The 26959-nt window shown below is 47.4% G+C and carries 29 protein-coding genes and 1 pseudogene; 17 read left to right on the top strand and 13 right to left on the bottom strand.

All coding sequences use genetic code 11. The features are described 5' to 3' along the window. Positions 1-11 precede the first annotated feature (11 nt). The 7 genes from HMPREF0201_RS17560 (at position 12) to arsC (ending at position 7431) form a co-directional block, all read left to right on the top strand. Positions 12-1160 carry an SIR2 family protein gene (locus HMPREF0201_RS17560; RefSeq protein ID WP_000460992.1) on the top strand — a complete coding sequence of 383 codons (1149 nt, stop codon included), beginning with the start codon at positions 12-14 and terminating at the stop codon, positions 1158-1160. Beyond that, positions 1157-2932 (top strand): ATP-binding protein, encoded by a 1776-nt coding sequence (locus HMPREF0201_RS17555; RefSeq protein WP_000022894.1) that lies wholly within the window; start codon positions 1157-1159, stop codon positions 2930-2932. The genes HMPREF0201_RS17560 and HMPREF0201_RS17555 overlap by 4 nt, the downstream gene beginning before the upstream one ends. 192 nt (positions 2933-3124) lie before the next feature. After that, positions 3125-3478: an As(III)-sensing metalloregulatory transcriptional repressor ArsR gene (arsR, locus tag HMPREF0201_RS17550; RefSeq protein WP_001135895.1), complete on the top strand. Its 354-nt coding sequence runs from the start codon at positions 3125-3127 to the stop codon at positions 3476-3478. Positions 3479-3525: 47 nt separating this feature from the next. Further along, positions 3526-3888, top strand: a complete 363-nt coding sequence (gene arsD / locus HMPREF0201_RS17545; protein ID WP_000855179.1) for an arsenite efflux transporter metallochaperone ArsD — start codon at positions 3526-3528, stop codon at positions 3886-3888. A 17-nt stretch (positions 3889-3905) separates the two neighbouring features. Next, the gene (gene arsA / locus HMPREF0201_RS17540; RefSeq protein WP_016538087.1) at positions 3906-5657 is read left to right on the top strand and encodes an arsenite efflux transporter ATPase subunit ArsA; all 1752 of its coding nucleotides are present in this window, start codon (positions 3906-3908) and stop codon (positions 5655-5657) included. 46 nt (positions 5658-5703) lie between these two features. Next, entirely contained in the window at positions 5704-6993 is a 1290-nt protein-coding gene (gene arsB / locus HMPREF0201_RS17535) for an arsenite efflux transporter membrane subunit ArsB (RefSeq protein ID WP_016538086.1), read from the top strand. Positions 6994-7005: 12 nt separating this feature from the next. Then, on the top strand, positions 7006-7431 hold the full coding sequence (gene arsC, locus HMPREF0201_RS17530; RefSeq protein WP_000065761.1) for a glutaredoxin-dependent arsenate reductase: 426 nt from the start codon (positions 7006-7008) through the stop codon (positions 7429-7431). A gap of 30 nt (positions 7432-7461) precedes the next feature. On the opposite strand, the gene arsA (HMPREF0201_RS17525) is transcribed toward arsC, so the two are convergent. The 8 genes from arsA (HMPREF0201_RS17525) to HMPREF0201_RS17490 all read right to left on the bottom strand — a co-directional run bounded on the left by arsA (HMPREF0201_RS17525) (position 7462) and on the right by HMPREF0201_RS17490 (position 13025). Further along, positions 7462-9219 (bottom strand): arsenical pump-driving ATPase, encoded by a 1758-nt coding sequence (gene arsA, locus HMPREF0201_RS17525; RefSeq protein ID WP_001057013.1) that lies wholly within the window; start codon positions 9217-9219, stop codon positions 7462-7464. Between the two features lie 20 nt (positions 9220-9239). Further along, positions 9240-9602: an arsenic metallochaperone ArsD family protein gene (locus HMPREF0201_RS17520; RefSeq protein ID WP_000034287.1), complete on the bottom strand. Its 363-nt coding sequence runs from the start codon at positions 9600-9602 to the stop codon at positions 9240-9242. Positions 9603-9677: 75 nt separating this feature from the next. After that, the gene (locus HMPREF0201_RS17515; protein WP_001286343.1) at positions 9678-10223 is read right to left on the bottom strand and encodes a sigma-70 family RNA polymerase sigma factor; all 546 of its coding nucleotides are present in this window, start codon (positions 10221-10223) and stop codon (positions 9678-9680) included. A gap of 8 nt (positions 10224-10231) precedes the next feature. Beyond that, positions 10232-10945 carry an arsenical resistance protein ArsH gene (arsH, locus tag HMPREF0201_RS17510; protein WP_000145398.1) on the bottom strand — a complete coding sequence of 238 codons (714 nt, stop codon included), beginning with the start codon at positions 10943-10945 and terminating at the stop codon, positions 10232-10234. Between the two features lies 1 nt (position 10946). Continuing rightward, complete coding sequence (locus tag HMPREF0201_RS17505) at positions 10947-11270, bottom strand: ArsR/SmtB family transcription factor (protein ID WP_000423544.1); 324 nt, start codon at positions 11268-11270, stop codon at positions 10947-10949. Between the two features lie 185 nt (positions 11271-11455). After that, positions 11456-12031 (bottom strand): hypothetical protein, encoded by a 576-nt coding sequence (locus HMPREF0201_RS17500; protein ID WP_000665320.1) that lies wholly within the window; start codon positions 12029-12031, stop codon positions 11456-11458. A gap of 102 nt (positions 12032-12133) precedes the next feature. Further along, positions 12134-12340 carry a helix-turn-helix transcriptional regulator gene (locus HMPREF0201_RS17495; RefSeq protein ID WP_000985661.1) on the bottom strand — a complete coding sequence of 69 codons (207 nt, stop codon included), beginning with the start codon at positions 12338-12340 and terminating at the stop codon, positions 12134-12136. Positions 12341-12443: 103 nt separating this feature from the next. Continuing rightward, positions 12444-13025, bottom strand: a complete 582-nt coding sequence (locus tag HMPREF0201_RS17490) for a YagK/YfjJ domain-containing protein (protein WP_000347296.1) — start codon at positions 13023-13025, stop codon at positions 12444-12446. A 378-nt stretch (positions 13026-13403) separates the two neighbouring features. On the opposite strand from HMPREF0201_RS17490, the gene HMPREF0201_RS17485 reads away from it, so the two are divergent. Further along, positions 13404-14201 carry a hypothetical protein gene (locus tag HMPREF0201_RS17485; RefSeq protein WP_000003883.1) on the top strand — a complete coding sequence of 266 codons (798 nt, stop codon included), beginning with the start codon at positions 13404-13406 and terminating at the stop codon, positions 14199-14201. Positions 14202-14433: 232 nt separating this feature from the next. Here HMPREF0201_RS17485 and HMPREF0201_RS17480 read toward each other — a convergent pair. Together HMPREF0201_RS17480 and HMPREF0201_RS23125 are read right to left on the bottom strand one after the other, a co-directional pair. Next, a pseudogene (locus HMPREF0201_RS17480) lies at positions 14434-14676 on the bottom strand (cytochrome b/b6 domain-containing protein); the annotation flags it as partial. Beyond that, on the bottom strand, positions 14648-14800 hold the full coding sequence (locus HMPREF0201_RS23125; RefSeq protein ID WP_156123960.1) for a hypothetical protein: 153 nt from the start codon (positions 14798-14800) through the stop codon (positions 14648-14650). The gene HMPREF0201_RS23125 and the pseudogene HMPREF0201_RS17480, both read right to left, overlap by 29 nt. Positions 14801-15314: 514 nt before the next feature. On the opposite strand from HMPREF0201_RS23125, the gene HMPREF0201_RS17475 reads away from it, so the two are divergent. After that, on the top strand, positions 15315-15887 hold the full coding sequence (locus tag HMPREF0201_RS17475) for a cytochrome b/b6 domain-containing protein (protein WP_001515348.1): 573 nt from the start codon (positions 15315-15317) through the stop codon (positions 15885-15887). Positions 15888-16086: 199 nt separating this feature from the next. Further along, positions 16087-17010, top strand: a complete 924-nt coding sequence (locus HMPREF0201_RS17470) for a cation diffusion facilitator family transporter (protein WP_000167917.1) — start codon at positions 16087-16089, stop codon at positions 17008-17010. Between the two features lie 172 nt (positions 17011-17182). On the opposite strand, the gene HMPREF0201_RS17465 is transcribed toward HMPREF0201_RS17470, so the two are convergent. Next, the gene (locus HMPREF0201_RS17465) at positions 17183-17785 is read right to left on the bottom strand and encodes a site-specific integrase (RefSeq protein ID WP_016538085.1); all 603 of its coding nucleotides are present in this window, start codon (positions 17783-17785) and stop codon (positions 17183-17185) included. Between the two features lie 91 nt (positions 17786-17876). Further along, the gene (locus tag HMPREF0201_RS17460; protein WP_000878752.1) at positions 17877-18059 is read right to left on the bottom strand and encodes a hypothetical protein; all 183 of its coding nucleotides are present in this window, start codon (positions 18057-18059) and stop codon (positions 17877-17879) included. Positions 18060-18277: 218 nt separating this feature from the next. Here HMPREF0201_RS17460 and HMPREF0201_RS17455 point away from each other — a divergent pair, with 218 nt between their 5' ends. Then, positions 18278-19363 carry a DUF4297 domain-containing protein gene (locus HMPREF0201_RS17455; protein WP_000521770.1) on the top strand — a complete coding sequence of 362 codons (1086 nt, stop codon included), beginning with the start codon at positions 18278-18280 and terminating at the stop codon, positions 19361-19363. Next, positions 19363-21015, top strand: coding sequence for a coiled-coil domain-containing protein (locus HMPREF0201_RS17450; protein WP_001575467.1), 1653 nt, complete (start codon positions 19363-19365; stop codon positions 21013-21015). Before HMPREF0201_RS17455 ends, HMPREF0201_RS17450 begins: the two co-directional genes overlap by 1 nt. Positions 21016-21357: 342 nt before the next feature. On the opposite strand, the gene HMPREF0201_RS17445 is transcribed toward HMPREF0201_RS17450, so the two are convergent. Further along, positions 21358-22650 (bottom strand): alpha/beta fold hydrolase, encoded by a 1293-nt coding sequence (locus HMPREF0201_RS17445; protein WP_004958618.1) that lies wholly within the window; start codon positions 22648-22650, stop codon positions 21358-21360. On the opposite strand from HMPREF0201_RS17445, the gene HMPREF0201_RS17440 reads away from it, so the two are divergent. The 5 genes from HMPREF0201_RS17440 to HMPREF0201_RS17420 all read left to right on the top strand — a co-directional run bounded on the left by HMPREF0201_RS17440 (position 22649) and on the right by HMPREF0201_RS17420 (position 26956). Next, complete coding sequence (locus tag HMPREF0201_RS17440) at positions 22649-23542, top strand: LysR family transcriptional regulator (protein WP_004958616.1); 894 nt, start codon at positions 22649-22651, stop codon at positions 23540-23542. The genes HMPREF0201_RS17445 and HMPREF0201_RS17440 overlap by 2 nt on opposite strands. 150 nt (positions 23543-23692) lie before the next feature. Next, positions 23693-24556: a GTPase family protein gene (locus HMPREF0201_RS17435; protein ID WP_001071225.1), complete on the top strand. Its 864-nt coding sequence runs from the start codon at positions 23693-23695 to the stop codon at positions 24554-24556. Between the two features lie 94 nt (positions 24557-24650). Next, entirely contained in the window at positions 24651-25475 is an 825-nt protein-coding gene (locus HMPREF0201_RS17430) for a DUF932 domain-containing protein (RefSeq protein WP_000197385.1), read from the top strand. A 208-nt stretch (positions 25476-25683) separates the two neighbouring features. Beyond that, positions 25684-26394 carry a hypothetical protein gene (locus HMPREF0201_RS17425; RefSeq protein ID WP_024198336.1) on the top strand — a complete coding sequence of 237 codons (711 nt, stop codon included), beginning with the start codon at positions 25684-25686 and terminating at the stop codon, positions 26392-26394. A 25-nt stretch (positions 26395-26419) separates the two neighbouring features. Then, a complete protein-coding gene (locus HMPREF0201_RS17420) occupies positions 26420-26956 on the top strand; it encodes a DUF4339 domain-containing protein (RefSeq protein WP_000219797.1) in 537 nt (178 codons plus the stop codon). The last annotated feature ends 3 nt before the right edge of the window (positions 26957-26959 follow it).

Raw genomic sequence — 26959 nt, 5'->3', positions numbered from 1 at the left:
GGGAGGTAAGTATGTTTGAGGCGATCCAGCCATTGGATATATACAATAAGAACATCAACATACTGATTGGCTCAGGCGCTTCAGCAGACTTGTTCCCGACGCTGTCCCTAGCCATCAAGAATGCAGAGGGACGGCGAGAAACGATCGAAACGCTCGCCACACAGTTTGAAAACTCGCCAGAGAAGCGAACCGCGTTATTCATGCACTACTACAACACATGTATTTTTCCAGTGCAGACATTCAATCCAAGTTTCGTTACAACGAATAAAGGAAAAGAAAATCTCAAGAATTATGAGATTTTTTTAACAACCCTTTTGGGGTTGTTGGATAGAAGGAAAGACCTCAACCGCAAAATCAATATTTTTACCACAAACTATGATGGATGCCTGTCCCATACAGCTGACAGCCTTCTCATGAAGGGATCACATGATTTTGTGGTGAATGATGGTACCTCCGGATTTCACACAAAGCATCTTCATTCCAAAAACTTCAGTACGTTTCAATGTCAAACTGGAGTATTTGAACGAAGCAACTATGGCATCCCGCAGCTAAACATTATCCATCTTCACGGTTCGGTTTACTGGTCAAAAAGCGGTGATAAGATTGAAGTCAATTACCGCAATGATTTTAGTAACCTTTTGACAGAAGAGACACTCGGAAATTTAAATGGATATTCCGAATTTCTTGGTGTCGATGGCAACAGAACTGAAGGCATTCCATCCTTGGCATTCAGTCAAGACCAGATAGATATTTTCTGGGGGGAGTACAATAAGCTACCTATTGTCAACCCCACTAAGTGGAAGTTTTACGAAACTGTCTTCGAAGAACACTACTACCAGATGCTCAGGCTATTAAGCTATGAGCTTGAAAAACCAAATTCTATACTCATAACATTTGGCTTTTCGTTTGCTGATGAACACATTCTCAGACTTATCCAACGCTCCCTCTCCAACCCACAACTTCATACTTTTATTTGTTGTTATAGCAACAATAGTGCAAATAGCATGCGGGAAGAATTCAAATCTTGGAAAAACGTCCAAGTAATTGGGCCCGCTGAAGATATGAATATGGACTTCACCAATTTCAATAAATATGTTTTCTCACTCACGCCAGACACTTATGAACCTCCATTAAAAGCTGAAGAGGAGGATCTGATATGAGTATCATCGTAGGTGAGGTTATTGCAGTGAGTGGAGTGCGTATCTCCCTTCGAATTTTTGAAGACTCCAATCATGAGACTATTTTCTACGGAGGAGTTAAGTACAGAGGTATTTCACTTCGGGAGCACGTATCTATTCAGCGAGGCTTTATAGATATTGTCTGTCTTGTTGAAGGTGAATTTTTGGATGAGAAAAGGCTAGAGACTGATGCCGAGAAGGTCCAATATGTACGAAAAGTGGATGTTCGCCCCATTGGTTATATAGTAGATGATAAGTTTTTTGAAGGTGTGAAGTACATGCCGATGATCCGAGACAAGGCATCTCTACTCAGCGAACTTATGGTAGGGAAAATTTATGGGGCGGACGGTAAAACAGGTTTTTCTATTGGCTCTATGCTCAAGGAGAATGTACCCATCAACCTCCCATGGATGCGATTATTCAACAGCCATTTGGGCATATTTGGTAACACCGGGAGTGGTAAATCTAATACGCTAGCTAAACTTTATACTACACTTTTTAATGAGCGGCTCCAAGCATTACAGCACAAGAGCCAGTTCGTTATCATAGATTTTAATGGTGAATACACGGAAGATCAGCTACTACCAGCTAAGAATAAGCAAATCACAGTGCTGGACTCTAAAAAAGCAAAGCACAAATTCAAGATTGAAGGCGCTCATTTTTGGGATGTCGAAACCCTAAGCCTCTTGTTTCAGGCAACTACGAACACACAACAGCCATTTCTGCGTCGCGTTCTATCTGGTAAGGAAAAATTTAAAACTACGCCACTCAAAAGGTATGTAGAAAAGGTTTTTGAAAAAGTTTTTAGTACAGGTGAAGCGAAATCAGATGCTTTGGATTTGAGCCGTGAAATTGCACGCATGATTGACTGCGAATTGCTTCAAGAACATTTAAAAGGAATTATTTATTACAATAAAGATAAGTATTTTAAGCATGCCAGCGGCACGTACTATAATTCAAATGGCAATGGATTTGACGCGAATATCAAACCCATTATTGATGAGAGTGTTAATTTAGATGGAATTGATCAATTCGACGAACTAATATTGCGGTGCTACCTCCAACTCTGTTCAGATGTTGTATTTGGCTATGCCCAATACGAACACATTCAACCGGTGCTAGCTAGGGCCAAATCATCTATATCGGCTCTGCGTAATGTTCTTGAAATCGTTGATGTGCCACAACCTCCGCATCTCTTACATGTCATCTCTTTAAAGAAATGCAAGAATGAGATAAAAAAGATCTTGCCACTGCTTGTAGCCAAAAATTTCTACACAAATCATAAAGATGCAGAGAATCTTAAAAGCCCTCCAAGCCGGACTCTGCACCTTATCATTGATGAGGCACACAATATTTTGTCAGAGCAGTCCACCCGTGAGCATGAAATCTGGAAAGACTACCGGCTTGAACTCTTTGAAGAAATAATTAAGGAGGGACGCAAGTATGGCGTATACCTCACACTATCTAGTCAGCGGCCTGCAGATATTTCACCTACTATTGTTTCCCAGATTCACAATTTCTTCATACACCGATTGGTTAACGATCGCGACCTTATGCTATTAGACAATACAATTAGCACGTTAGATTCCAGTTCTAAGGCTCTCATACCGACTCTAGCCAAGGGCTGCTGCGTAGTCACTGGAACCGCTTTTGATCTTCCAATGATATTGAAAATTGACCCGCTGCTGAAACAGCATCGACCCAGCAGCGACGATGTGAACCTTGAAGAACTTTGGGCGCTACCTCCAGCTTAATATTAACTCTAACAGAATGTGCCCTGTGGATGTCTTCAGGGCTTCCTAGTATAAGAGGTTACTCTAGATTATCTCGCTGTCCATACTAGACGTAGAGAGAAGCTTTGCTTCTTTCATATATGGAAATTCAAATATATTTTTTGACATTGCACTGTTATAGAGAGAAACTGCGAGATAATAGCAGGAGGGCTTATGCCACAATTATCAGCATTACAACTCTTCAAAAACCTCTCCGATGAAACCCGTTTGGGCATCGTGTTGCTGCTCAGAGAGATGGGAGAGCTGTGCGTGTGCGATCTCTGTACAGCGCTGGATCAGTCGCAGCCCAAGATCTCCCGCCATCTGGCAATGCTCCGGGAAAGCGGTCTATTGCTGGATCGCAAGCAGGGGAAATGGGTTCATTATCGCTTATCCCCGCATATTCCATTCTGGGCTGCTCAGGTGATTGAGCAGGCCTGGTTAAGCCAACAGGACGATGTACAGGCCATCGCCCGTAAGCTGGCATCGGCAAACTGCTCTGGTAGCGGTAAGGCTGTTTGCATCTAAAAAATTTGCCTGAACATATATGTTTTTCCAAATGTGAGGTATTCAGAATGAAGACGTTAACGGTGTTTGACCCGGCAATGTGCTGCAGTACCGGCGTATGTGGCTCAGATGTCGATCAGGTTCTGGTTGATTTTTCTGCTGATGTGCAGTGGCTGAAAGGACGTGGTGTACAGGTTGAACGTTACAACCTGGCGCAGCAGCCCATGAGCTTTGTTCAGAATGAGAAAGCGAAAGCATTCCTCGAAGCATCTGGAGCAGAAGGTCTTCCGTTACTGCTATTGGACGGTGAAACGGTGATGGCAGGGCGATACCCAAAACGCGCTGAGCTGGCTCGCTGGTTCGGTATTCCGCTGGAGAAGGTAGGGTTAGCTCCCACCAGCTGCTGTGGTGGTAATACTTCCTGTTGCTGAATATGTCAGGAGGACATATGAAATTCTTACAGAATATCCCGCCTTACCTGTTTTTTACCGGCAAGGGTGGTGTAGGAAAAACTTCTATTTCCTGCGCGACGGCTATCCGCCTTGCTGAACAGGGTAAGCGGGTTTTGCTGGTCAGTACTGACCCAGCCTCCAATGTCGGTCAGGTGTTCGATCAGGCTATCGGTAATACCATTCGCCCTGTGGCAGCAGTTCCTGGACTTTCCGCTCTGGAAATCGACCCGCAGGAAGCCGCCAAACAATACCGCTCCAGAATCGTTGATCCTATCAAAGGTCTTTTGCCTGATGACGTTGTTAACAGTATCAGCGAGCAGCTTTCAGGAGCCTGTACCACTGAGATTGCGGCGTTTGATGAGTTCACCGGCTTATTGACAGACGCTTCCCTGCTGACCCGCTTCGATCACATCATTTTTGATACAGCGCCGACGGGCCACACGATTCGCCTTCTCCAGCTTCCCGGTGCCTGGAGTAGCTTCATTGAAAGTAACCCGGATGGTGCTTCCTGTCTTGGCCCAATGGCCGGGCTGGAAAAGCAGCGTGAGCAGTATGCTCATGCGGTAGAGGCGTTATCCGATCCTGAACGTACCCGCCTGGTTCTGGTTGCGCGACTGCAAAAATCTACGCTGCAGGAAGTCGCCCGCACCCATGAAGAACTCGCCGCAATTGGCCTGAAAAACCAATACCTGGTGATTAATGGTGTGCTGCCTAAAGCCGAAGCTGAACATGACGCCCTGGCCGCTGCGATATGGCAACGTGAGCAGGAGGCACTGGCAAATCTTCCTGCCGGTTTATCTGGGCTACCGACAGATACCCTATTACTACAGCCAGTCAATATGGTTGGTGTTTCAGCATTGAAGGGACTTCTGGATACCGGTTCTGAGGCATTACCGCTCCCGGTAACGAACATCCAGTACACGCCTGAAAACTTATCGCTCTCTGGCCTGGTTGATGATATCGCTCGCAGTGAACACGGTCTGATTATGCTGATGGGTAAAGGCGGTGTGGGTAAAACCACAATGGCTGCGGCTATCGCCGTCAGTTTGGCAGATAAGGGTTTTGATGTGCATCTCACTACCTCAGATCCTGCTGCACACCTGAGTACAACGTTGAATGGCAGCCACAAAAATCTGCAGGTCAGCCGAATCAACCCTCACGATGAAACTGAACGCTATCGTCAGCATGTTCTTGAGACGAAAGGCAGGGATCTGGATGAGGCAGGGAAACGGCTGCTCGAAGAGGATTTACGTTCTCCTTGCACGGAAGAGATTGCGGTGTTCCAGGCGTTCTCACGCGTAATCCGTGAAGCAGGCAAACGGTTTGTGGTCATGGATACGGCACCTACCGGGCATACGCTATTACTGCTTGATGCGACCGGGGCTTACCACCGAGAGATTGCCAAAAAAATGGGGAGTAAAGGTCATTTTACTACCCCAATGATGCAGCTTCAGGACCCGGAACGCACCAAAGTCCTGCTGGTCACTCTGCCTGAAACCACACCGGTACTGGAAGCGGCAAACCTGCAGTCCGATCTTGAGCGTGCGGGGATTCATCCGTGGGGCTGGATTATCAATAACAGCCTTTCCATTGCGGATACGAGTTCTCCGTTGCTTTGCCAGCGCGCCCAGCAGGAACAGCCTCAGATTGAGGCTGTTAAGAATCAGCACGCTAACCGTATAGCGCTCGTTCCGGTACTGGCTTCTGAGCCAGCCGGTATTGAAAAACTCAGAGAGTTGGCGAGTTAATTTTTTGTTTTTACAGGGCGGTAGAACCGCCCTGTCAGGAGGATGTATGTTACTGGCAGGCGCTATTTTTGTCCTGACCATTGTTTTGGTTATCTGGCAACCGAAGGGATTAGGGATCGGCTGGAGTGCAATGCTAGGCGCAGGACTGGCTTTGATATCTGGCGTTGTGCATGTAAGCGATATTCCGGTGGTGTGGAATATCGTCTGGAACGCGACAGCGACCTTTATTGCGGTGATTATCATCAGCCTGCTGCTCGATGAATCCGGCTTTTTCGAATGGGCGGCATTGCATGTTTCACGCTGGGGTAACGGTCGTGGCCGTTTGCTCTTTACGTATATCGTCCTGCTAGGTGCAGCGGTGGCGGCATTGTTTGCCAACGATGGTGCGGCATTGATTCTTACTCCAATTGTCATCGCCATGCTGCTTGCATTAGGTTTCAGTAAAGGTACTACGCTGGCATTTGTCATGGCCGCCGGGTTTATTGCCGATACGGCCAGTCTGCCGCTTATCGTGTCCAACCTGGTTAACATCGTTTCTGCAGACTTCTTTGGGCTGGGCTTCACTGAGTATGCGTCGGTAATGGTGCCGGTGGATATTGCCGCTATTATCGCCACGCTGGTGATGCTGCATCTGTTCTTCCGCAAAGATATTCCGCCGACTTACGACCTGGCTCTCCTGAAAGCACCTGCAAAAGCTATTAAAGATCTGGCAACCTTCAGAACCGGATGGATAGTGTTGATCCTTCTTCTGGTTGGCTTTTTTGTCCTTGAGCCGGTGGGTATCCCGGTCAGCGCGATTGCTGCTGTAGGAGCTGTCATTCTGTTTGCGGTGGCGAAACGAGGCCATGCCATTAACACTGGCAAAGTGCTTCGCGGTGCGCCATGGCAGATTGTCATCTTCTCATTGGGGATGTACCTGGTGGTCTACGGTCTGCGCAACGCTGGGCTAACCGAATACCTTTCAGGTGTGCTGAACGTACTGGCGGATAAAGGACTCTGGGTTGCGACGCTTGGTACTGGCTTCCTGACGGCTTTCCTGTCTTCCATCATGAACAACATGCCTACCGTGCTGGTTGGCGCTCTCTCTATTGATGGCAGCACTGCAACAGGCGTTATCAAAGAAGCGATGATCTACGCCAACGTGATTGGCTGCGATCTGGGCCCGAAAATTACACCTATTGGTAGCCTGGCAACGCTGCTCTGGCTGCATGTCCTTTCACAGAAGAATATGACCATCACCTGGGGATACTATTTCCGCACCGGGATCGTCATGACTCTGCCTGTGCTGTTTGTAACGCTGGCAGCGCTGGCGCTACGTCTCTCTTTCACTTTGTAATGAGATACTGATATGAGCAACATCACTATTTATCACAACCCGGCCTGCGGCACGTCGCGTAACACGCTGGAGATGATCCGCAACAGCGGTAATGAGCCGACTGTTATTCTTTACCTTGAGACCCCACCTTCACGCGATGAGCTGGTCAAACTCATTGCAGATATGGGCATTTCCGTCCGGGCTTTGCTGCGTAAGAACGTCGAACCGTATGAGGAACTGGGTCTTGCAGATGATAAATTTACTGACGACCAGCTAATCGATTTTATGTTGCAACATCCGATCCTGATTAACCGTCCGATTGTAGTGACGCCACTGGGAACTAAACTTTGCCGTCCTTCTGAAGTCGTTCTGGATATCCTGCCAGAATCTCAGAAAGGGGCTTTCACCAAAGAAGATGGTGAAAAAGTCGTTAATGATGCAGGTAAAAGACTGAAATAAAAATGAAGGGGGCATTTGCCCCCTTCATGGTTACTTAGCCATTTCTTTCAGTAGGTCAATACCTACCGGCTCTTCGCTCTGTAACGCAGTTAATGCAATACGCTTTGCATACTGCTCTTCCACATCAGAGATGAGAGGCAACTCGCGGTTCGCCCTGGTCTTCAGGAAAGGTGAAGACGGTTCAGCTGCCGCCAGGCTGTTATTCACAACCCATGCCCATGGCTCGATGCCAGCGCGACGTAAATCCTGCTGTAGGTTCGCCGCTTCAAGTACCGGTGTCGTTTCGGCAAGCGTCACGATAATAACCTTTGTCTTCTCCGGGTCCTGCAATTGCATCATTGGCGTCATCACATGGTCATGTGTTTGCCCCATCTGACGCACCATTTCCCGGTGATAGGCTCCTGTTGCATCCAGTAGCAGAAGTGTGTGACCTGTTGGCGCGGTGTCCATAATAACAAAATGATCGTCTGCCTCTTTGATGATCCGCGAGAATGCCTGAAACACGGCGATCTCTTCAGTACATGGCGAGCGGAGATCTTCCTCCAGCACTGCTAGTCCCTCAGCGTCTAATCCTTTGCCCTGATTTTCCAGCACAAAGCGGCGATAGCGCTCTGTCTCCACCTTCGGATCGATACGGCTGACCTGAAGGTTTGGCAGCGAGCCATCCAGCGTATAAGACAGATGTGCTGCCGGATCGGACGTCGTCAGATGGACTTTATGACCGCGTTTTGCCAGCGATACCGCGATCGAAGCTGCAACAGTCGTTTTGCCCACGCCACCTTTACCCATTGCCATTACCAGACCTTTACCTGTCAGGCTGAGTTCATCTACCAGTGAGGCAAGTTTCGGTAAATCCAAAGTATTCAGCGTGGTAGCAGGGAGCGGCAGCGAGGCTTTGTTCTCCGTAAATAACTGACGCAGCGCTTCCAGACCGACCAGATTAAATGGCTTCAGATACAGCTGCGAGCGGGGAAGGTTCGCCAGGTTCTCTGGCATTGCCTGTAATGCTTTTTCTTCTCGAGCCAGAATACTTTGCGCCAGTGGATCATTTTCACCCGCAAACGGCGGCAGCACGCCATTAATGGCAAGGTGTTGATGCTGCAAACCGATAGCAGAAAGCTCATCGTGCGTATGAGAGACTTCTTTCAGTGTTGAAGCTTGGGCTCGGGCAACCAGAACCAAGCGCGTGAGAGCTGCATCAGACAGCGCCTTAACCGCGTCTGAGTACTGGTGCTGTTGTTTCTCCAGCCCCACCAGCGGCCCGAGGTTAGCGGCGGCATCAGGGTTCGCTTCGAGATAACCGCTCCAGGCCCCCGGCAACTCAAGCATACGGATGGTATGACCGGTTGGCGCAGTATCAAATACGATATGGTCATACTTTTCCCGCAACTCATGGTTGGTAAGAAGACCAGTAAACTCATCAAATGCCGCGATTTCCGTAGTGCATGAACCGGAGAGCTGTTCTTCAATGCTGCTGACCACATCGGCTGGCATCAGCCCGCGAACCGGGTCGAGTACTCGGTCACGATATGCCTGTGCTGCAGCCATCGGATCAACTTCCATCGCGGCAAGATTTTCTACGGTACTGATATCTGTGATTCGGTGGCCGATAGTCTGGCTAAAGACTTGGCCGACATTGGAAGCCGGATCGGTACTCACCAGAAGCGTTCTCTTACCCTGATCGGCCAGCCATACCGCAGTAGCACAGGCCAGGGATGTTTTACCCACGCCACCTTTGCCAGTGAAGAAGATGAACGGGGGAATGTCTTTTAAAAATGGCATATTCATCAGTGATTGCTCCTCTGGAATTAAGGCATACGTGGAATGCTGCAGCAGCGTGGTTGCGTGCTGTCTTCACTCCAGTCCTGACTAAGCGGAATACCTGCCCAACGGGCGATATCTTCACGAGTCGGGAGTTTGCCTGCCATCACGAGTTTGCCGTCGAGCAAGGTGACAGGGAGAGACTCCATCCCTGATGTGTTCAGAAACTCTTTAATGACCGGCGAATTCAGGAACTGCTGCGGGTTCTTCGCAAGGCTGTAGCGCTGTATATCAACGTCATTCTTTTTCGCCCATTCGGCGCTGGCGTTCCATTTGACGGCTTCGTCACTGACTACAACGCTGCTGGTTGCACAGCAGCCTGCTGCTTCAAAGATCTCAATTTTTGACATGGACTGTTTACCTCAGTGTTTAGTCATTTGGCTTTACACTGAGGTAAACGAAGGTGGTGGGGAAAAGATGCGCGATTAATTCATTTTTTTGTGGCAGCAGACGGAAGACGTGTCATCCGCCTCAATCTGACAAAGTTCTGTCATCGTCTCTTTCAGGTGTTTTCTGGCCCGAAGTAGTCGGGATTTAAACGCCGTAAGCGTGATTCCCAGTTCATCGGCCAGGGACTGCTGGGGACGCCGGTTAAGGTCGGATTCTTCAATCAACCACCGCTCATCTTCAGGTAATGCCTGCAATGTTTCAGGCAGGCAAATATCCAGCGTTGAGATTGCATCAGGGGATGCATCAGTGAATGGGGCATCATCTTCCAGCTCAACGAATTCCCTGGTGGTGCGGTACTCATCAATCAGCAGATTCCTCGCCGCCCGATACAGCCAGGCTCGCGGATTCTCCATTTCGCAGAAACTGTCTGAATGAGCGCGGGCACGCAGGAATAGCTCTTGCAGAAGGTCTGCTGCTTTTTCGCTATCACCTGTCTTAGATGTCAGAAAGCGAGAGAGTTCGGCTTCATGTTGCCGCCAGAACACGCTCATGCAGTTGTTGAATGCCGTTACATCACTCATACCAGCCCTCAAATTTTGCTCTGATTAACCCGCCGTGAAAGTTCTTCTGCAGACTCTTTTCGTTCGCTGTAGCGATCAACGAGATAGGCTGAGTTACCTCGGGTCAGCAGAGTAAATTTCACCAGTTCTTCCATCACATCCACGATCCGGTCGTAATAAGACGACGGTTTCATTCGTCCATCTTCATCAAATTCCTGCCAGGCTTTTGCCACAGAGGACTGATTCGGGATGGTGATCATCCGCATCCAGCGGCCAAGAATGCGCATCTGGTTTACGGCATTGAAAGACTGAGAGCCACCGCAGACCTGCATAACGGCCAGAGTCTTACCCTGCGAAGGGCGAACAGCGCCTTCTGATAACGGTATCCAATCAATCTGGGCTTTCATGATGCCGGTCATCGCACCATGGCGTTCAGGGGAACACCACACCATCCCTTCGGACCAACGAACCAGCTCGCGCAGTTCCATGACTTTAGGATGCGAGTCAGGCGCATCATCAGGAAGAGGCAAGCCAGAAGGATTGAAGATCCGCACTTCTGCGCCCATGGCGGTCAGTAACCTTGCCGCTTCTTCCGTTGCCAGTCGGCTGTAGGAACGTTCGCGCACAGAGCCGTACAACATGAGGATACGTGGAGGATGGGGAACGGCAGGAACACCGAATCTTGCCTCTGTGATTGAGGTGTCGAACAAACCCGAATCAACATTCTTAAGATCACCTGTCATTTTACTTCTCCGTCTTCTGGGGCAGGGGGAGGCAGTCGTTAGTCCCTGAGCAGCATTCTTCTGTCAGGAAGGCAATCAGAGCCTCAAGGTTTTCATATCGAGCGTGGCAAAAAAGCGTTCTGCCCTGACGTTCCTGGCGTACCAAAGAAACTGATATCAACGAGGAAAGATGATGGCTCAACGTAGACGCTGGGATTTCGAGCCGCTTCTGCAGTTCGCCAACCGGTAGCCCTTCATGCCCGGCTTTAACCAGCTCTCTGTATACGCTTAGGCGCGTAGGATGACCCAGCTCTTTCAGGGTTTCTGCTGCTTTCGAAAGCTCCATTTATATCTCATTTCTATATTTCCGGAATTATAGAATAATATCGTATCTTCCAATAAATACCAATAGTGAATGGGCCTTGCCCCTGAACATTTTGGATAAAGGGGGAGCATCATTGAGAAAAAGTGGGGAGTAGCTCTGCTCTTTTTCCCAGGAGTAAAACGGTTAGGCACAGATCGGAACTGATATTAGTGGCCGGTAAATAGCAGATATTCATCCATCATTTGCGTGAGGGATATGTTTTCCTCCTGCCGTCCAACCAGCCACAAGCCTAGATCTTCAGGTGCCTTACGTTTCAGGTTATCCAACCAGTCTTCCAGCGTCGCACCCATCATCAAATCGTACCAACATAGCCAGACCAGTTTGTGGCGATGCTCCGGTGAACTGAATTGGTGTAACAGGCTAATCAGCCTATTTGCCAGTGGGCGTTGTTTGAGGCGGATACATTCACTCAGTAATATCCCTTCCAACATTGGGTGGTGCAGTAAAGTTTTTTGCCTTGTCTCAAGGCTGATTTGCATATCAGTCAATACCGACACTGGCTCTGGATGCTGACTTCCGTAAATCAGTCGGTAAAGGCACTGTGGTACCACTGCAGTCATCTGCCCTGCGCCGGGAAAGTACAGACTGCCCACCATCAGATGGTGGCTGGCCTGAATATTGGGATGACACATGCCATTTATGATGGCCAGTTTTGTGAACCCGTTTAGCCAACGTTGATAGCTGACCAGCAAACTGTTATATCGCGTCTTTGTCTCTTTCATGGTGGATTATCCCTGGATACTGAATGACAGGCAGCCGCAAACCTCCGCTATGAGAGGATAAAGAGTTTGCCTGTCAGGAAAGTGATATGTAAGGAGAGGTATTTAGCTGCGTGATTCGTGGATTCTCGCCTGTAGCCAGGCTTCCACTTCACTCTGTAGCCATCGTGAACTTCGCCCCAGTTTGATGGGTTTTGGAAATATGCCATCTTTGATGAGTCGGTAAATCCACTTATCACTGACCCCCAGCAGGCGGGTGATGAAAGTCATATCAACGAACTGATCTTCAAGCAGGGAAGGTTTAATTGCCATGGTGAGATTCTCCGGTAGCTAAGTAAGTACCGGAGTCGTGTGATGAATCACTGTACCCTTCTCCGGCATAACAACCGGAACTGACGTAAAAAAGTGCGTCGTTTTATCGAAGCCCTCGCGGTCTGCCCAGTCCACTCGCGGGTGGTACCTCGTTGGCCCCGTAGTAAGTCTGCCCGTATTTTGATTTCTCCTTGGCGAGATAGCTGATGATGTAGCGCAGGTTGTCGATGGCTGCAGCATCATCGTAATTGACGGGGCGGGTGATATCGGCTTCGTAGCACTTCTTGGGATCACAGCGATTGTGGTACCCCTCACCCTGTGTAATCTTCTGCCAGGCAGCCCCCGCCTGTTCAGCCACCGGAAAGGTGGCCTGGTTATGGTGACCATCAAGATACATCACGATATGGGCATGGCATTTGTGTCGGGAAGTACACTCCAGTACCCAGAAGTGGCCCACGATGTTGCTCTCTAACATCAGATGTTCTGTTAACTGGCGTACCTCCCTTTCTGTCTCGTACCATCCGTGATGGTTATAACGCCATGTGTCATTCTGATAGAACACATCGAGTCTGAGGGGCTGAAGGCGGGAGTAACGTTCCAGTAGCTGATCAAGATGGTGGTTCAGTAACGACAACAGGAACCAGTTCATTGTGTATTTGCGATTCCAGGGCCAGGGAAAGTCCATGATTTAATCCTCTGTAGTGTGTGTACAAAGGAAGGTGGTGATATGTAATTTTTATGCAGGAAAGTCACAGTATTTCTGTTTACTGAGCAGTACTGTGGGGACAGAAGATATACAGACGGGGTAAGCGGATCACTGGGGAAGGGGATATGAAGAGGAAGTTCTTAAAACATGAAGACCTTAATTATACTAAAAACCCAAATGTTCGCTCCTGGTATCCAGGCTGTCCTGACAGCATCATATTCAGTATTTTTACGTGAGAGCATGTTACTATGAATTGATAACTAAAGAGAAAGAGCAATAGAATAAACTTGTTGATAATAAAGGTGTTTAAGGTTAATTGTTATGCACTTTTTCTAAAATGCTTAATAGGTGATTGGCATGTCAGAACGAATCACTTTCAATGTAACCAATTCTGAGACTCTGCGTGTTGTGGATGAATACAGCAAAAAACAGAAGATCTCACGATCGCAGGTTATTTCCACATTGCTGGATGCCACCGTTCCGGTACTGAAAGATATTAATCGCTATTATCAGCTTGCGGACGAACTTAAGGCCCGGCTACTGTCTGGTGTCTACCAGCAGGATTTGCCTCGCCGAAGAAATGTTGTAGCTGCTGAAAAGTATTGTATGGAGATCTGGGAGAGTAAGCTTCAGGTTGGAAAAGGGTACGACTTTGACAGCGTCAATGGCAAGGTGCATGTTCGCGAACATAAGCGACACCTCCGTCGGGATAATGCAGTTGGCAGGGTCGAAAATCGACATATCAAAGAGTTCTGTCAGTCGCTCCTGGAAAGATCAGAACAGGATGCCCGCTATGCCTGTTTTATCTATACCGAAAGGATTATTTTTGCTGATGTTGAAACCTCTGGACACTCTTCATCCCCAATAAAACTGGCAGCAGGTGATGCTGTAATTTTGCTGGCAAAAGATGTGGTTTTTAACGAGTTTTTCTTTGATATAGGTAAGGCGCTTTTTATTAATGTGGTTGATCTTATGTCATACGGTACAAGTGGTATCCCGGAGACGACAGGAGACCCACGTGTTCATTGCTGGGTGCCAATTCTGTTTAGTGGGAAAAATGCCGTGATAGTACCTGTGTACCTGATTGACCCTGCTACGGCCCCGACGTTAAGAAAACCAGACAACATCACAGTGGTTTACCAGGACAAAAAGTAACGTTGATTCTTGTTCCTGCCATGCCATGCGTTTTCATCTATCCCGTGGCAACCTCAGACTCATCTAGGTTGAATTACCTTGTGCAGGTGAAAGTCAGCAATGTGATAAAGAATATACAGTACTGAGCTGCAGGCATTCTGTCTGACATGAACCAGGGCTACAGGGGATATAACGAAGCGTTGAGGGCAGCAATATTGCTGCCGGGAAGACGCTCCCCCGGCAGAAACACAAATTAAATCGGCTTGTTGTGATCAGGAAGCATTCTACATAGTGTGTTGTCCTTCTGGACATAGTGATGAAGCAACGCCGCTGCCGCATGGAAAGCAATGAAGAAATATCCGGCATTACCCAGTGTTTCGTGAATATTTTTCAGTACTGACTTCACCAAAGGGTCGGGCGTAGCAAAAGGAGAAATAGTGAGCCCCAGAAAAATCCAGCTCTTACCGTTAATAGCCATCAGAGCGACCTCCAGTAATTTTCTCCGAAATGAATGCTGCATAGCCATGATCTTCTGTCGGATTATCGCGCTTCAGCGGCCAGTCGATATCGTCATCCTGCCGGGCGATATAACCATCAAGTGCCCCGTATTCAGGTTGCATAGACCCGTTGAACTCACAGCACGAAGCGGTTAGAACTAACTGAGCTGAAGGTCCGTTGTGAGCGAGAAGCGGACATTGCAGACTGCCCAGTAGAAAAAGTGCTATCAGAATTATCTAAAGGAAGATCGTATTTACCATGTCTCATTCTAACTGTTTAATAAATTACAAAAATTAAAATTTCCATTTAATATCATCGCGTTAAGCAAGAGAATTAAACCTCTCATTTAATTTATGATTCTTATTTAATTCATGAGTTGGTGTAAAAATAGGTTGCCGCACTATAGAAAGACACATATTTAAACCCAGCAGGAAATCATATTTGAAAGTAATGTGTTTAAGGGGCTGCGTAACAAGAACAGCAAGTAAACACATAGTAATAACAGTTACCATTCCCATTTCGCAAGTGGCCATATCAGAGGTGAACTAATGCCTGCTGCAATTTTAAGAATTAAGGTTATCCTAATAATTCTTTTGTATGATTAAGATCATCGATAAATTTACTAAGGACTCATTAATGAAATTGCGACTCTGGAATCTATTACCCCATGATTACGCTCCTTTTTTTCGTATTCTTCACATCATTGTGGCATTTCTAATATTATCACAAATTATTAACTCTAATCTGACAGAGACCGAAGCAATTGGTGAACATAGTCTTGAAGGAGTTATAACCTGGATGCACATTATTTCAGGGTTAGGACTGATTATTTGTGGTTTTATTATGTTAAGTTGGATGCTTACTCAAAGAGGTTTTACTTATTATTTTTCATGGGTAGGGCTTGACTTTAGTGGTATTAAGCAAGATATAAAAACGTTGACTAGTTTCCGACTGCCCGATGCACATTCGGGAGGTATTGCCAGTACAATCCAAGGATTTGGAGTTCTAGCATTGCTAATTGTAGCACTTTCAGGTGGCCTATGGTTCTTGTTGAATACCATGCAGTCAAATCTGGCTGAAACAGTAATCCACTGGCATAAGTTCTTTACTACTTTCATTGAGGTCTATTTTTATGCACATGGTGCAATGGGAGTTTTGCATATTTTAATTGAAAAATATAAAAGCCGCTCAGTTAACCTAAGTGACTAATCTGTTGTGAGATAATATTACTTCAAGTTGAAGAAAACCCTAAAAATAAAATTTAGTTTACTAGAAGATGAAACAGCACTTGCAGAGACTTTTTAATTAAATTTAATAAAAACGAAAAAATATTCATGGCGAAATGATTGTTTAATTATCTATCATGGATAGAAATGTGAGTTAGTCGTCCTATTTTAGGAAGTTAATAATGACTAAAACAAAAGGGTTACCTCGTCCGCTGACGCACTACGCTTGGCTTTCCATTGCCACGGCTATTGCCACTATCGGACTCAAAGGTGTGGCGTGGAAAATGACCGGTTCGGTCGGTCTGCTATCTGATGCCATCGAATCCGTAGTTAACCTCGCAGGAGCCCTAATGGCGCTCTGGATGCTGACCTTGGCTGCGCTTCCGGCCGATGAGAACCATGCATATGGGCACGGCAAAGCCGAATATTTCTCGAGTGCTTTCGAAGGATTTCTGATCCTATTGGCGGCAGCCAGTATCGCCTATACCGCAGTTGAGCGGATGTTAACTCCACAGCCGCTTGAGGAGATTGGTCTCGGATTACTGGTTTCAACAGTCGCATCAATCCTTAATTTTGTGACGGCTCGCATTTTGTTAAGGGCTGGCAGGCAGCACAACTCTATCACTCTTGAGGCAGATGCTCATCACCTGCTGACCGATGTCTGGACGTCGGTCGGTGTCATTTTTGGTGTCGGACTGGTTTATCTGACCGGCTGGTTTTGGGTCGATCCGATCGTTGCATTGCTGGTCGCAGCCAACATCGTTTGGACTGGTTATCAGCTTATGAGTCGTTCAGCTGCAGGTCTGATGGACGTATCGCTACCCACGGAAGAACTCAAAAAAATCGAGTCACTGCTGGCAGGATATCGTGAACAGGGGCTTGATTTCCATGCACTACGTACACGCCAGGCTGGCGGGCGGGCGTTTATGACAATGCACATCCTAGTTCCTGGGCGATGGACTGTTCAATATGGGCACGACTGGGCCGAGCGTATAGAGAATGATATCCGCACCGCACTGCCTTTTATCCATATCACCACTCATGTGGAACCGTTGGAAGATCCCGCGTCAATGAACGACCAAACGCTCGACATTTCTGATCACTAAACTAACCACATGTCGCTGGTCGGGCAGGGTAACAAACCTCGCTCTACAAAAATTTCAGGTATTCTCTATAATTCTGAGGGTACTTGATGTGACCTGCGCCCAATTGTTGGGCACGCAATATTTTTAAAAAGTCCGCTTCTGGCACAGGGCTGCTGTTGCAGCCCTGATAACCTTAGACTTCAATCGATTCAGAAATCTCTAACGCATCATCGACTTCAATGCCCAGATAACGGACTGTGCTTTCCAGTTTCTTATGACCCAACAGAAGTTGGATCACCCGGAGATTCTTGGTTTTCTTGTAGATCAGGTAAGGTTTTGTTCTTCTCATGGAATGTGTGCTGTAAAGCGTCTCTTCGAGACCAAGCTTTGCTACCCACCCATGAAAGATTCGGTTGTATTGCCGGGTTGAAATATGCTGGTTAGTTCCGATCCGAGACCGAAACAAGAAGTCTTTACTGTGCAAATTGCCAAGCTTTATCAATGCAGCAACAGCTTCTCTTGTCCCTTTGGTTATCTCAAATTGCACAGGGCTACCGGTTTTCTGTTGCAATACCGTTGCTCTGCTCGAAACAGAGCTACCATATGCAACATCAGATACTTTGAGTTTGACCAGATCACAGCCTCGAAGCTTACTGTCCAGTGCCATATTGAACAGAGCTAAATCGCGCGTTTTACCTTCCAGTTCAAGTCGGATTCGGATACCCCAGATATGAGATATCTGAAGTGGCCTTTTTTGGCCTATGATACGGTCTTTGTTCCACGGTGACGTGTTCATACTCAAATCTCCTGCAATGTGGGAGATTTGAGTATGGTTGTCCCTTATGAGCGATCTGCTGACATTACCAGCATAGTGGCGTATTAATCATCTAGGAGCAGGTCACAATCTCAGCCATCAAGCTCTGGACTAACCCAACTGCGAAACGCTGCAGACTAACAAGACCATCTTCGTCGTCCTCGCCGTAGAAACGTGTGAAGGCAACCGATCGCACCTTCTCATAGTCTTCACCATGTTCATCGCCTCCAAAACGCTTGGCGAGCGCCGCCAGCACGTACTTCAAAGACTCTTGGTCCTCCTCTGAACGAATAGAGCTATGACTTCGCTAGAGACAAAGTCGCTTACTTAGCTTCCCTGTTTCGATGTTGCAACTCACATATTTTTAACTTTCAGAATGTGTTACCCAATAGTTCGTGCTAATGCTACTATTTGTATTCAATCGGATTAATGATGTTGTTACGCGAGTCCATTGAACTAAACATAAGGGAGTATATGGGGTTAGCTGAAACATTAGTTAGTATTCCGCAGTCTGAAAGAGGCGGTGAGATTGCTCAACGTGGGTTTGACTATCAAACTTGCTGGGCTTTATCTCAAATGCTGGAATATGAACTAGATGAAAAGAACTATGTGTTTATCTTCGAATATCATGATGATGTTCTTATTCTTGATGACGAAGTTTCTCCAACACAACTCACATTTGCTCAAGTAAAAACAAGAGAGAAACACTGGACTGCATCCACTCTTAGTAATAGCACCAAGAAGAACCCCATATCTATCATCGGTAAGTTATTTATTCATCAAAAGAATTTCGCCGAATATTCACCCAAGCTCCTTTTTGTTACTAATGCTTCTTTCAATCTATGTGAGGAAAACGGTGGTAAGTCTTGTTTTGGTGCAAATGAAGTCAAAGTGGAGTATCAGACGAGCTTTAAGAAAGCAATCAAAGATCAAGTAAAGCTTGATGACTCCAGTATCGATCTTTCTGTTATGCGTTTCGTTCAATCCTCATTAAGCCTAGATGACCACATTACACATCTAAAAGGTAAACTATGCGATTTCCTTAGCAAGAAGTTTGGCGATAGCATTAGCCTGAGTGTTAATGCATTAGCTTCTTTGCTTGAACAGGCGTGTCGAGAAAAATCCAAGGTAAAATCCGCAGATATTATTAATTTTCCTGAACTTATCTCACGAAAGGGTTTCTCATCAGAAGCATTGAATGGTGTGCTTGATTCCTTGAATGCAAGTAATAGTTTAAAGCCTGATTGGGACAAAGCTAGTCCCCTATTCAATGATCTTGGCAAAACATCGCTTCAGCTCATTATCCTGCAAGCCATGTTCTCACAAGTTTGCATCGACCTTAACCAAAACAAAAAAAATCCTTCGACTGTATATCTAGAATATGCAATTAGCCTTTACGATGAGGCGAGTGCTCACTCGGATTTGAAATTATATCTAACTGAAACCATGTACAAAATTGATGCACTTTGTCCAGATTATGCATTGACTTTAAAGTCAGGGAAGAAAGAATGCATAGTTATTTACTCAATAATCCAGAAGCTCTTAGAGGGAGGTGAATAATGAAAAGCATATACTTTAAAAGTGCTCATATATTATCCCTTCGCGATAAGAAAGGATTCTCCTTCAAGTTCTCACCTGATATTAATATCATTACAGGTGAGAACGACACAGGTAAGTCTAGCTTTATTAAGAGCTTATATCATACATTAGGTGCTGATGTTCGACTGGATAAAAAGTGGAAAGAAGATAACTTTGTTTCAAAAGTTGTTATTTGTGTTAATAATCGTGACTATGCGTTTCTTCGCCACGAAAAACGTATTTCCATTTTCGATATAACAGCAGGACAAGAGCATCACTTAGTGACCTCTAGCTCTCGTGCAGAGATTGCATTAGCTGTGCGTGATGTCTTTGATTTCAATTTGGAGCTTGTGACTAAAACTAATTTGGTTCAGGGACAAGCACAACCAGCAAGTCTTTATCTCCCTTACTATATTGATCAAGATAACGGTTGGGGGAAGGTTTTAGATTCATTTAGCAGTTTGGCTATGTATGAGGACTGGCAAAAAAATATCTTGAATTTTCATACTGGTGTAAAACCAAAGGAGTACTATACTTTACAAGGAAAGATTAATTTAATTGATATCGATCTTGTTGAAATCCGAACGACGTTAAAAGCTCTAAAGAGAGCTAAAAAGCGATTCGAAGAGTCATTTGGAAGAGTACTTTTCGATGTGGATGTAAAATATTATGAAGAGCTGCTGGAACGTTTCCTTCGTAAGTGCCAAGACTTACATCAAGAAGAAACAGAATACAGAATTAAGCTCATAAAAATATTATCTCTACGAGATGAATTAGTAACAGAAATAGAGGAATCAAAAAGACAGCTCGATGAAAATGATATAGATTCTTTGCTACCATCGGCAGGCTTAGAAGCGAGATATGTAGTACTTGAGAATAAAGAAAAGCTATTGCAAATCATACCAAAGTTGTATGAGGAAAAATCTGTATATGATGATCAACTCTCTAAAATTAAAGAAGATTTGAAACAGGCTATAAGCTTAAGCTCAGAACTCAAAAACATGCTTCTGGAAGTCAAAGAGCAACTGACTCTTCAAGACGTTATTAAGTCTCAAGCAAGTAAGCAGGTTGAGGTAACTTTCGATGAGCAAATTAACGAATTACTGCTAAAAATAGGCGAATTGGATGTTGCTAGAACTCAGCTTTCAAAAGAAATAGCAAAGTTCGAAGATAAAAAGCGAGCAAAAGAAATCAATGATAAGTTTAAAGAGTCACTGAAGTTTGCGCAAACTGAGTTAGGTATCAAAGATCCTAAAGTTGGAACTATTCTTCAATATGGTCCGATTTCTAAGAGCGAAACAGGCAGCCGTGCTCCAAGGTCAATATTGGCTTATCACTATGCTCTTCTAAAAACAATAGAAGATAAATCGACAAGTCCTATGCTTCCAGTAGTAATTGACTCGCCTAAACAACAAGATCCAGATCCGCGCACAACAAAAAAGTTATTCGATTTATGTATTAATGGTTTATCAACTAATAGCCAGCTAATTATCGGCTCAGTTTCATTTGAAAGAGAAACGAATCAGTTTAAAACACTTATTATGACTGAAAAATACAGTCTGCTAAAATCAGAGCTTTACAATCAGGTTTATCAAGAGATTATGCCTCTTTATGAACGAGCTGCGTTATCATAATCTGATCATTTATATGGGAACACGCTCATCACTATGAGTGTGTCTCCTCATAGTTACGCTAGCTATCAATTAAATTAGCCTATTCAATTGACCAGCTCTTCATTGATCAACAATAAGTGCTATTAGCTACTTCAGCTTTCGGCACAGAGAGGACGAGATGGCTGGTTTGAAGGTCCGCTGTGAGCGAAAAGCAGGCGCTCCGAAAGCAGCAAGACATAACAGCAATCTTGCGCTCATCGTTATTACCGCATGCCTTAAAACGGCATGCGGGTGGTGGCGGATGTCACTTACCTCTCTGCAGCCACGCGATATTGCTAGCGCAAGCTATTCTTACTGAACTCACTACGTTCCTGATGGATTTGAAATCAGCAGCCGCCAACCTCCGTCAACGCTTCGCAACAACACCTGCGTTGCTGTACCGGACTCTTCGTGCAGTGTTCTATCCTTGGTGGTTATGGTCAAAGTCCAGTCAATAATAAGCAGAGCAATTTCACCGGCGGAGAGGATCGAGCGGATATGGTTTCTGATAACTGGCTGGGATGATGTCAGTGACAAAAAAGTGTCCCGAAGCTTTTCAGGATCGCTTTCGATGACCACACCATCAGTCATTTTCATAGTGGCACGGTTACTGAACAGAGCCAGCAGGTCATCAACCCTGCCTGCATTGAAAGCATCATCAAACGCGGCTATCGTTTCGACAGGCGAATGGTAGACTGCTGTCCCCCCTTCAATGGCGGCTGTAAATTTTAACAGGTGGCTGGCGACCTCTGTAGGGGCCTCCAGAGGCAAGAGATGTCCGACGTCTGGAATAATATACATTGATGCATGTGAAATAAGGGGCAGCAATTCTCTTTGCAGAGTAGCCGGAAGGTCTACACGATCCAACTCCCCTGAAATGACCGTCACAGGGACATTAATTGAGGCCACTTCCTGGGTAATGTCTTCGCCGATAGCCGTATTAGGCCAGCCTTCTTTGGCCTCGGATGAGGCCCTCAAACTGTCCTCGATTACCTGTTCACGCAGAGCAGAACTTAGTGCCCCCGCTGTCAGGACATTATCAATCACAAAGCCGACAGATTCGCGGCTGTTATATGCGCTGGATAACGTATCGCGCTGCTCAGGCGTGAGACGCATAGGTGAAGGTGGAGAGGGAGCGATAAGCATCAGGCCTTCAAGACCTGCAGGCCGACGCGACGCCATCAGTTGGGCAACTTTTCCCCCCATCGAATGGCCAATAAGAATGTAGCGTTTAAGCTCAAGCGCTGAAATAACCCCTTCGGCATCCCGAGCAAGGTCACCAATTCGGTATCCTGATTTAGGTGCGTCTGAGCCCCCCCAGCCCCGGTGGTCGATTGCAACTGTGCGGTAGTGGTCAGGTAACTGACTTATCACGCTCTCCCATGTACGGGATGAACCGCCATAATAATGCAAAAATACCAGTGCAATTTCACCGCTGCCCTGTTGCTCAATGTGGATACCCGTTCCATTCACCTTAATTTTCATCGTCTCATGCCTCTTCATGTCATTAAGGTAATGGTAATTGCTGTCATGAGTGATGATAATCAGCGTAATTGTGTCGACAGCCGATACTCTGATTATCGAATGGTGGTAAGTTATGGACAGGTTCACCAGCATGCAGATTTTTATCGCGGCAGTGGATGAAGGCAGTTTCGCCGCCGCCGCGAGACGTTTTAAGCTTTCGGCTGCAATGGCAGGAAAGCATGTCAGCGCTATAGAATCTGATCTAAATGTACGACTTCTTCAGCGTTCAACACGCCGTCTTAGCCTGACGGATGCCGGTGAGCGGTATTATGAACGTTGCAAAGTTATTCTTGAGGTTCTTGAGGATGCGAACCGGGAAGCCAGTGATGTTCAGAAAACACCGAAGGGGTTGCTTCGCGTTGCAGCACCGGTCGCCTTCGGTGCAATGCATCTTGGTAGGATCGTATCACGCTACCTGGAGCAATTTCCGGAGGTCAGTCTGGACGTTGTACTGGAGGATAAATACGCCGATCTGCTCGAAAATCGAATCGATGTTGCCATCCGAGTTGGGCGTTTTGAGGATCCGACACTGGTTACGCGGCGGCTGGCACCTTGCAGGATGGTTTTGTGCGCTTCACCGGAGTATTTGAAAAAACATGGCACACCAGAGACGCCGGATGATCTTTCCCGTGCGCCTCGACTGGCGTTCAGCCAGGCGGTTTCAGCGGGAGACTGGACGATTTATGATGCACAAGGCAGGCCGCACAGTATTGAAGGCCCATGCCGTATGACTGCCAATAACATTCAGTTGCTTCTTGAATCCGTACTGGCCGGAACAGGCATTGCTTACGGGCCCAACTTTGTTTTTGGCGAGCATATTAAGCAGGGCAAGCTGATAAAGCTGCTGCCAGCATACCGGACGACTGAACTTACTATTCAGGCTGTTTATCCCAGCGCGATCCGTATTCCTTTCAAGGTTCGCAGCTTTGTTGATTTTATTGCTAAAGCGTTAGGAGATACACCGCTGTGGGGAGAAGAAAATTGAAATATGCAAGAAGTAACATCCGCTTCTGGCACAGAACGGCCTATCAGCATTCTAAAAATATTCAGATATATATCATTCCCCTGAACATACCTCATTAAAGGCAGAACCTCACGGTCTTGCCTTTTTTGTTTTCATTTCAGAGGAGCAGTAATGAATCAATTTGAAGGTTTACAGTCACTGCAGCATTCGCTTTCTAACCTGCCGCACTGGGCATCAGAGCGTATTCTGCAGCAGATAAATCAGCTTACTGACTATGAGCCGGTGATTGGCATCATGGGTAAAACTGGCTCGGGCAAGAGCAGCTTATGTAATGCCCTGTTTACCGGTGAGATTTCACCGGTCAGCGATGTGACCGCCTGCACACGCGAACCCTTACGCTTTCGCCTGCAAGTGGGGAAGCGCTTTATGACGCTGGTGGATTTACCCGGCGTCGGGGAGTCTGAACGCCGGGATACAGAGTATGCCACGCTGTACCGTAAACAGCTCCCCCAGCTGGATCTGGTTCTGTGGTTGATTAAGGGTGATGATCGGGCGCTGGCCGTAGATGAACATTTTTACCGGCAGGTGATTGGTGAAGCATACCGGCATAAGGTGTTGTTTGTTATCAGCCAGTCTGACAAGGTTGAACCCACCTGCGGTGGTGAAAAGCTGTCTACAGAGCAGAAACGAAATATCAGCCTCAAAATCTGTCTGCTGCATGAGTTGTTCCAACCTGTAAACCCTGTCTGTGCGGTGTCGATACGTTTGCAGTGGGGGCTGCGGATGATGGCTGAGCGGATGATTCGTTGCTTGCCACGGGAGGCCAGTAGTCAGGTGGCAGTACAACTCAGTGCGCCACTTCGTACCGATGCCGTTAATAAAAAAGCCCGTGACGATTTTGGTGAAACGGTCGGCTCGGTACTGGATACAGTAAGTTCCATGCCCCTGATACCGGCCCAGGTTCGGTCAGTCATCCAGTCTGTGCGCGACATCGTGGTATCAGTCGCCCGTGCAGTCTGGAATTTCTTCTTCTGAACATTAACCCTTCTAACCCGTAGTTTCCTGAGCCCTGCCGCGATTTTGCGGCGGGGCTTTTTGTATTTAATTTTCCATCATGAGGAGTCTGCTTATGACCCGTCTGGCTTCGCGCTTTGGCGCAGCAAACCTTATTCGTCGTGACCGTCCGTTAACCCAGGAAGAGCTGTTTCGTGTAGTGCCCAGTGTCTTCAGCGAGGAGAAGCATGCGTCTCGTAGCGCACGGTATACCTGGATACCAACCATTACCGTTCTTGAAAATCTGCAGTGTGAAGGCTTTCAGCCTTTCTTTGCCTGCCAGACCCGGGTGCGTGACCCAGGGCGTCGCGAGCATACAAAGCATATGTTACGTCTGCGCCGGGAGGGACAAATTACTGGCAAGCAAGTCCCAGAAATCATTCTGCTCAATTCTCATGACGGCACCAGCTCGTATCAGATGTTACCGGGATTATTCCGTGCGGTATGCCAGAACGGGCTTGTCTGCGGTGAATCGTTCGGCGAGGTGCGGGTACCGCACAAAGGAGATGTCGTGAGTCAGGTGATTGAGGGGGCGTATGAAGTGCTGGGTATTTTTGACCGTGTGGAAGAGAAGCGGGATGCCATGCAGTCGCTGATGCTGCCGCCACCTGCACAACAGGCTCTGGCACAGGCTGCACTGACGTACCGTTTTGGTGAGGACCACCAGCCGGTGACAGCACCTCAGATACTCTCCCCACGCCGCTGGCAGGATGAGAGCAATGACCTGTGGACCACATACCAGCGTATTCAGGAGAACCTGATTAAGGGCGGGCTCAGTGGCCGGAGTGCAAAAGGTGGGCGAACACATACCCGCGCCGTGCGTGGTATCGACGGCGATGTGAAGCTCAACCGGGCTCTCTGGGTGATGGCGGAAGCGATGCTGAGTGGGTTTCAGTCCTGAGCTTGTTATCAGCATGTTGGGAAAGGACACTCCCTGTCCGTTTTACCTCCATTGGATTGAGTGTTTTATCACCGTATTTCACGGTGCGCCGCGTTGGGCTTGCCTCCGGTGGCAGATAAAAAATAGTTCATTCCATGTCCATACCCTGTCCGCCCCCCTCTTTAGAATCATTTCATATTCAGTCAGTTAATTATTACGGAGATTTGAGATAACACAGGCAGAGCGCCGTCACGACCGACTGGCTGTCAGGCTGTCACTGATAATCAGCCGCCTGGTTGCCGGTGAGACGCTGAACATGGCCCGGCTGGCTGCAGAGTTTAGTGTGTCAGTCCGTACCCTGCGACGGGATTTTCGCGAACGGCTGATGTATCTGGACCTGGAGTATCGACGAGGGCAATGCCGCCTGCGCAGCACCAGTGGGGGCGTACAGGGTGAGCTGGATGCGCTGACCTTTGCTCACCGGTCCGGACTGGCCGATATCTTTCCGGGGCTGGACCGGCGTCTGGCGGGCATGCTGCTCACAGCAGGAGGGATGCCCTGTCTGGTGTGGCAACCGCCACAGACTATATCACCGGCCACCTCACTGGTGTTCTACCGTCTCGTCAGTGCTATTACCGCCTGCCAACGGGTACTGCTGCTGGCTGAGGGAGAGCGCTGTGACGGACTGGCCCCGTACCGCCTGATATCACTCGACGGCTGCTGGTACCTCACCGGTGAACTTAACGGGCATATCACCGTGCATCCACTGGCGACCATCCATGCGGTGACAGTCCTCAATACAACTTTCACCCCGCTAAAACGTCTCAGCCAGTTAACCACACAGGCGGGCTTTATCCGGGCCCTTCCGCACTTCAGCTGTATCCGTGAAGTCCTGTCTCCTGGGCCCTCAGAGGAGGAGCCGGGCAACACACTGATTTAATTACCTCTGTTAAGAAGGAAAAACAATGACCTGGCATTACGAGAAAAATGGCATACGCCACGACAATGTGACCGAAGACGACATCACCAGCCTGATTATGCGCGGTGAACTGACTGCATCCACTCTGGTGTGGCGACAGGGAATGGCAGAGTGGCAGCCGGTCTCCGCTACTCCGCTGGCTTCGACGCTGCTCCGGAGCACCACACCACCAGCGCTGCCGGGGAACCGCATTCCGGGTGGCGTTGTGTGGACGCTGGCATTTGCTCCCTTCATTGGCTACGCGCTGGAGTTGTGGACTGCAGGATTGAGCGGGATGTCATTTGACGAGGCATATGATGCCGTCTCGGGTGGGCAGTACTGGTTTATCACGCTGCTGCTCAATATTGCTCTGGGGTATCTCGATGAACGACGCCTGCGTAAGGCCGGAGTGGACACCACCACGTTCGGCAAACTGGCCTGGCTGGTGCCGTTCTATCTGTGGCGGCGGGCGAAAACTCTCGGTCAGAAACCGGCTTACTTCTGGGTATGGCTTTTGATGCTGGCCCTGACTGTCTGGGCCTGAATG

It is taken from the genome of Cedecea davisae DSM 4568 (assembly GCF_000412335.2).
In the GTDB taxonomy this organism is placed as follows: Bacteria; Pseudomonadota; Gammaproteobacteria; order Enterobacterales; family Enterobacteriaceae; genus Cedecea; species Cedecea davisae.
The sequence above is the reverse complement of the archived record's forward strand: the minus strand, read 5'-3'. Positions and strand labels throughout refer to the sequence as shown.

Excerpts from the sequence above, each read along its gene's own strand:
- HMPREF0201_RS17485 (WP_000003883.1), top strand. The coding sequence starts at position 13,404 with ATGTCAGAACGAATCACTTTCAATGTAACCAATTCTGAGACTCTGCGT.
- HMPREF0201_RS17475 (WP_001515348.1), top strand. The coding sequence starts at position 15,315 with ATGAAATTGCGACTCTGGAATCTATTACCCCATGATTACGCTCCTTTT.
- HMPREF0201_RS17445 (WP_004958618.1), bottom strand. The coding sequence starts at position 22,650 with ATGCTGGTGAACCTGTCCATAACTTACCACCATTCGATAATCAGAGTA.
- arsA (WP_016538087.1), top strand. The coding sequence starts at position 3,906 with ATGAAATTCTTACAGAATATCCCGCCTTACCTGTTTTTTACCGGCAAG.
- HMPREF0201_RS17515 (WP_001286343.1), bottom strand. The coding sequence starts at position 10,223 with ATGAGTGATGTAACGGCATTCAACAACTGCATGAGCGTGTTCTGGCGG.
- HMPREF0201_RS17450 (WP_001575467.1), top strand. The coding sequence starts at position 19,363 with ATGAAAAGCATATACTTTAAAAGTGCTCATATATTATCCCTTCGCGAT.
- HMPREF0201_RS17505 (WP_000423544.1), bottom strand. The coding sequence starts at position 11,270 with ATGGAGCTTTCGAAAGCAGCAGAAACCCTGAAAGAGCTGGGTCATCCT.
- HMPREF0201_RS17465 (WP_016538085.1), bottom strand. The coding sequence starts at position 17,785 with ATGAACACGTCACCGTGGAACAAAGACCGTATCATAGGCCAAAAAAGG.
- HMPREF0201_RS17555 (WP_000022894.1), top strand. The coding sequence starts at position 1,157 with ATGAGTATCATCGTAGGTGAGGTTATTGCAGTGAGTGGAGTGCGTATC.
- HMPREF0201_RS17420 (WP_000219797.1), top strand. The coding sequence starts at position 26,420 with ATGACCTGGCATTACGAGAAAAATGGCATACGCCACGACAATGTGACC.
- arsH (WP_000145398.1), bottom strand. The coding sequence starts at position 10,945 with ATGACAGGTGATCTTAAGAATGTTGATTCGGGTTTGTTCGACACCTCA.
- HMPREF0201_RS23125 (WP_156123960.1), bottom strand. The coding sequence starts at position 14,800 with ATGCAACCTGAATACGGGGCACTTGATGGTTATATCGCCCGGCAGGAT.
- arsD (WP_000855179.1), top strand. The coding sequence starts at position 3,526 with ATGAAGACGTTAACGGTGTTTGACCCGGCAATGTGCTGCAGTACCGGC.
- HMPREF0201_RS17560 (WP_000460992.1), top strand. The coding sequence starts at position 12 with ATGTTTGAGGCGATCCAGCCATTGGATATATACAATAAGAACATCAAC.
- HMPREF0201_RS17490 (WP_000347296.1), bottom strand. The coding sequence starts at position 13,025 with ATGGACTTTCCCTGGCCCTGGAATCGCAAATACACAATGAACTGGTTC.
- HMPREF0201_RS17455 (WP_000521770.1), top strand. The coding sequence starts at position 18,278 with ATGGGGTTAGCTGAAACATTAGTTAGTATTCCGCAGTCTGAAAGAGGC.
- HMPREF0201_RS17440 (WP_004958616.1), top strand. The coding sequence starts at position 22,649 with ATGCAGATTTTTATCGCGGCAGTGGATGAAGGCAGTTTCGCCGCCGCC.
- arsB (WP_016538086.1), top strand. The coding sequence starts at position 5,704 with ATGTTACTGGCAGGCGCTATTTTTGTCCTGACCATTGTTTTGGTTATC.
- arsC (WP_000065761.1), top strand. The coding sequence starts at position 7,006 with ATGAGCAACATCACTATTTATCACAACCCGGCCTGCGGCACGTCGCGT.
- HMPREF0201_RS17500 (WP_000665320.1), bottom strand. The coding sequence starts at position 12,031 with ATGAAAGAGACAAAGACGCGATATAACAGTTTGCTGGTCAGCTATCAA.
- arsR (WP_001135895.1), top strand. The coding sequence starts at position 3,125 with ATGCCACAATTATCAGCATTACAACTCTTCAAAAACCTCTCCGATGAA.
- HMPREF0201_RS17520 (WP_000034287.1), bottom strand. The coding sequence starts at position 9,602 with ATGTCAAAAATTGAGATCTTTGAAGCAGCAGGCTGCTGTGCAACCAGC.
- HMPREF0201_RS17470 (WP_000167917.1), top strand. The coding sequence starts at position 16,087 with ATGACTAAAACAAAAGGGTTACCTCGTCCGCTGACGCACTACGCTTGG.
- HMPREF0201_RS17435 (WP_001071225.1), top strand. The coding sequence starts at position 23,693 with ATGAATCAATTTGAAGGTTTACAGTCACTGCAGCATTCGCTTTCTAAC.
- arsA (WP_001057013.1), bottom strand. The coding sequence starts at position 9,219 with ATGAATATGCCATTTTTAAAAGACATTCCCCCGTTCATCTTCTTCACT.
- HMPREF0201_RS17495 (WP_000985661.1), bottom strand. The coding sequence starts at position 12,340 with ATGGCAATTAAACCTTCCCTGCTTGAAGATCAGTTCGTTGATATGACT.
- HMPREF0201_RS17430 (WP_000197385.1), top strand. The coding sequence starts at position 24,651 with ATGACCCGTCTGGCTTCGCGCTTTGGCGCAGCAAACCTTATTCGTCGT.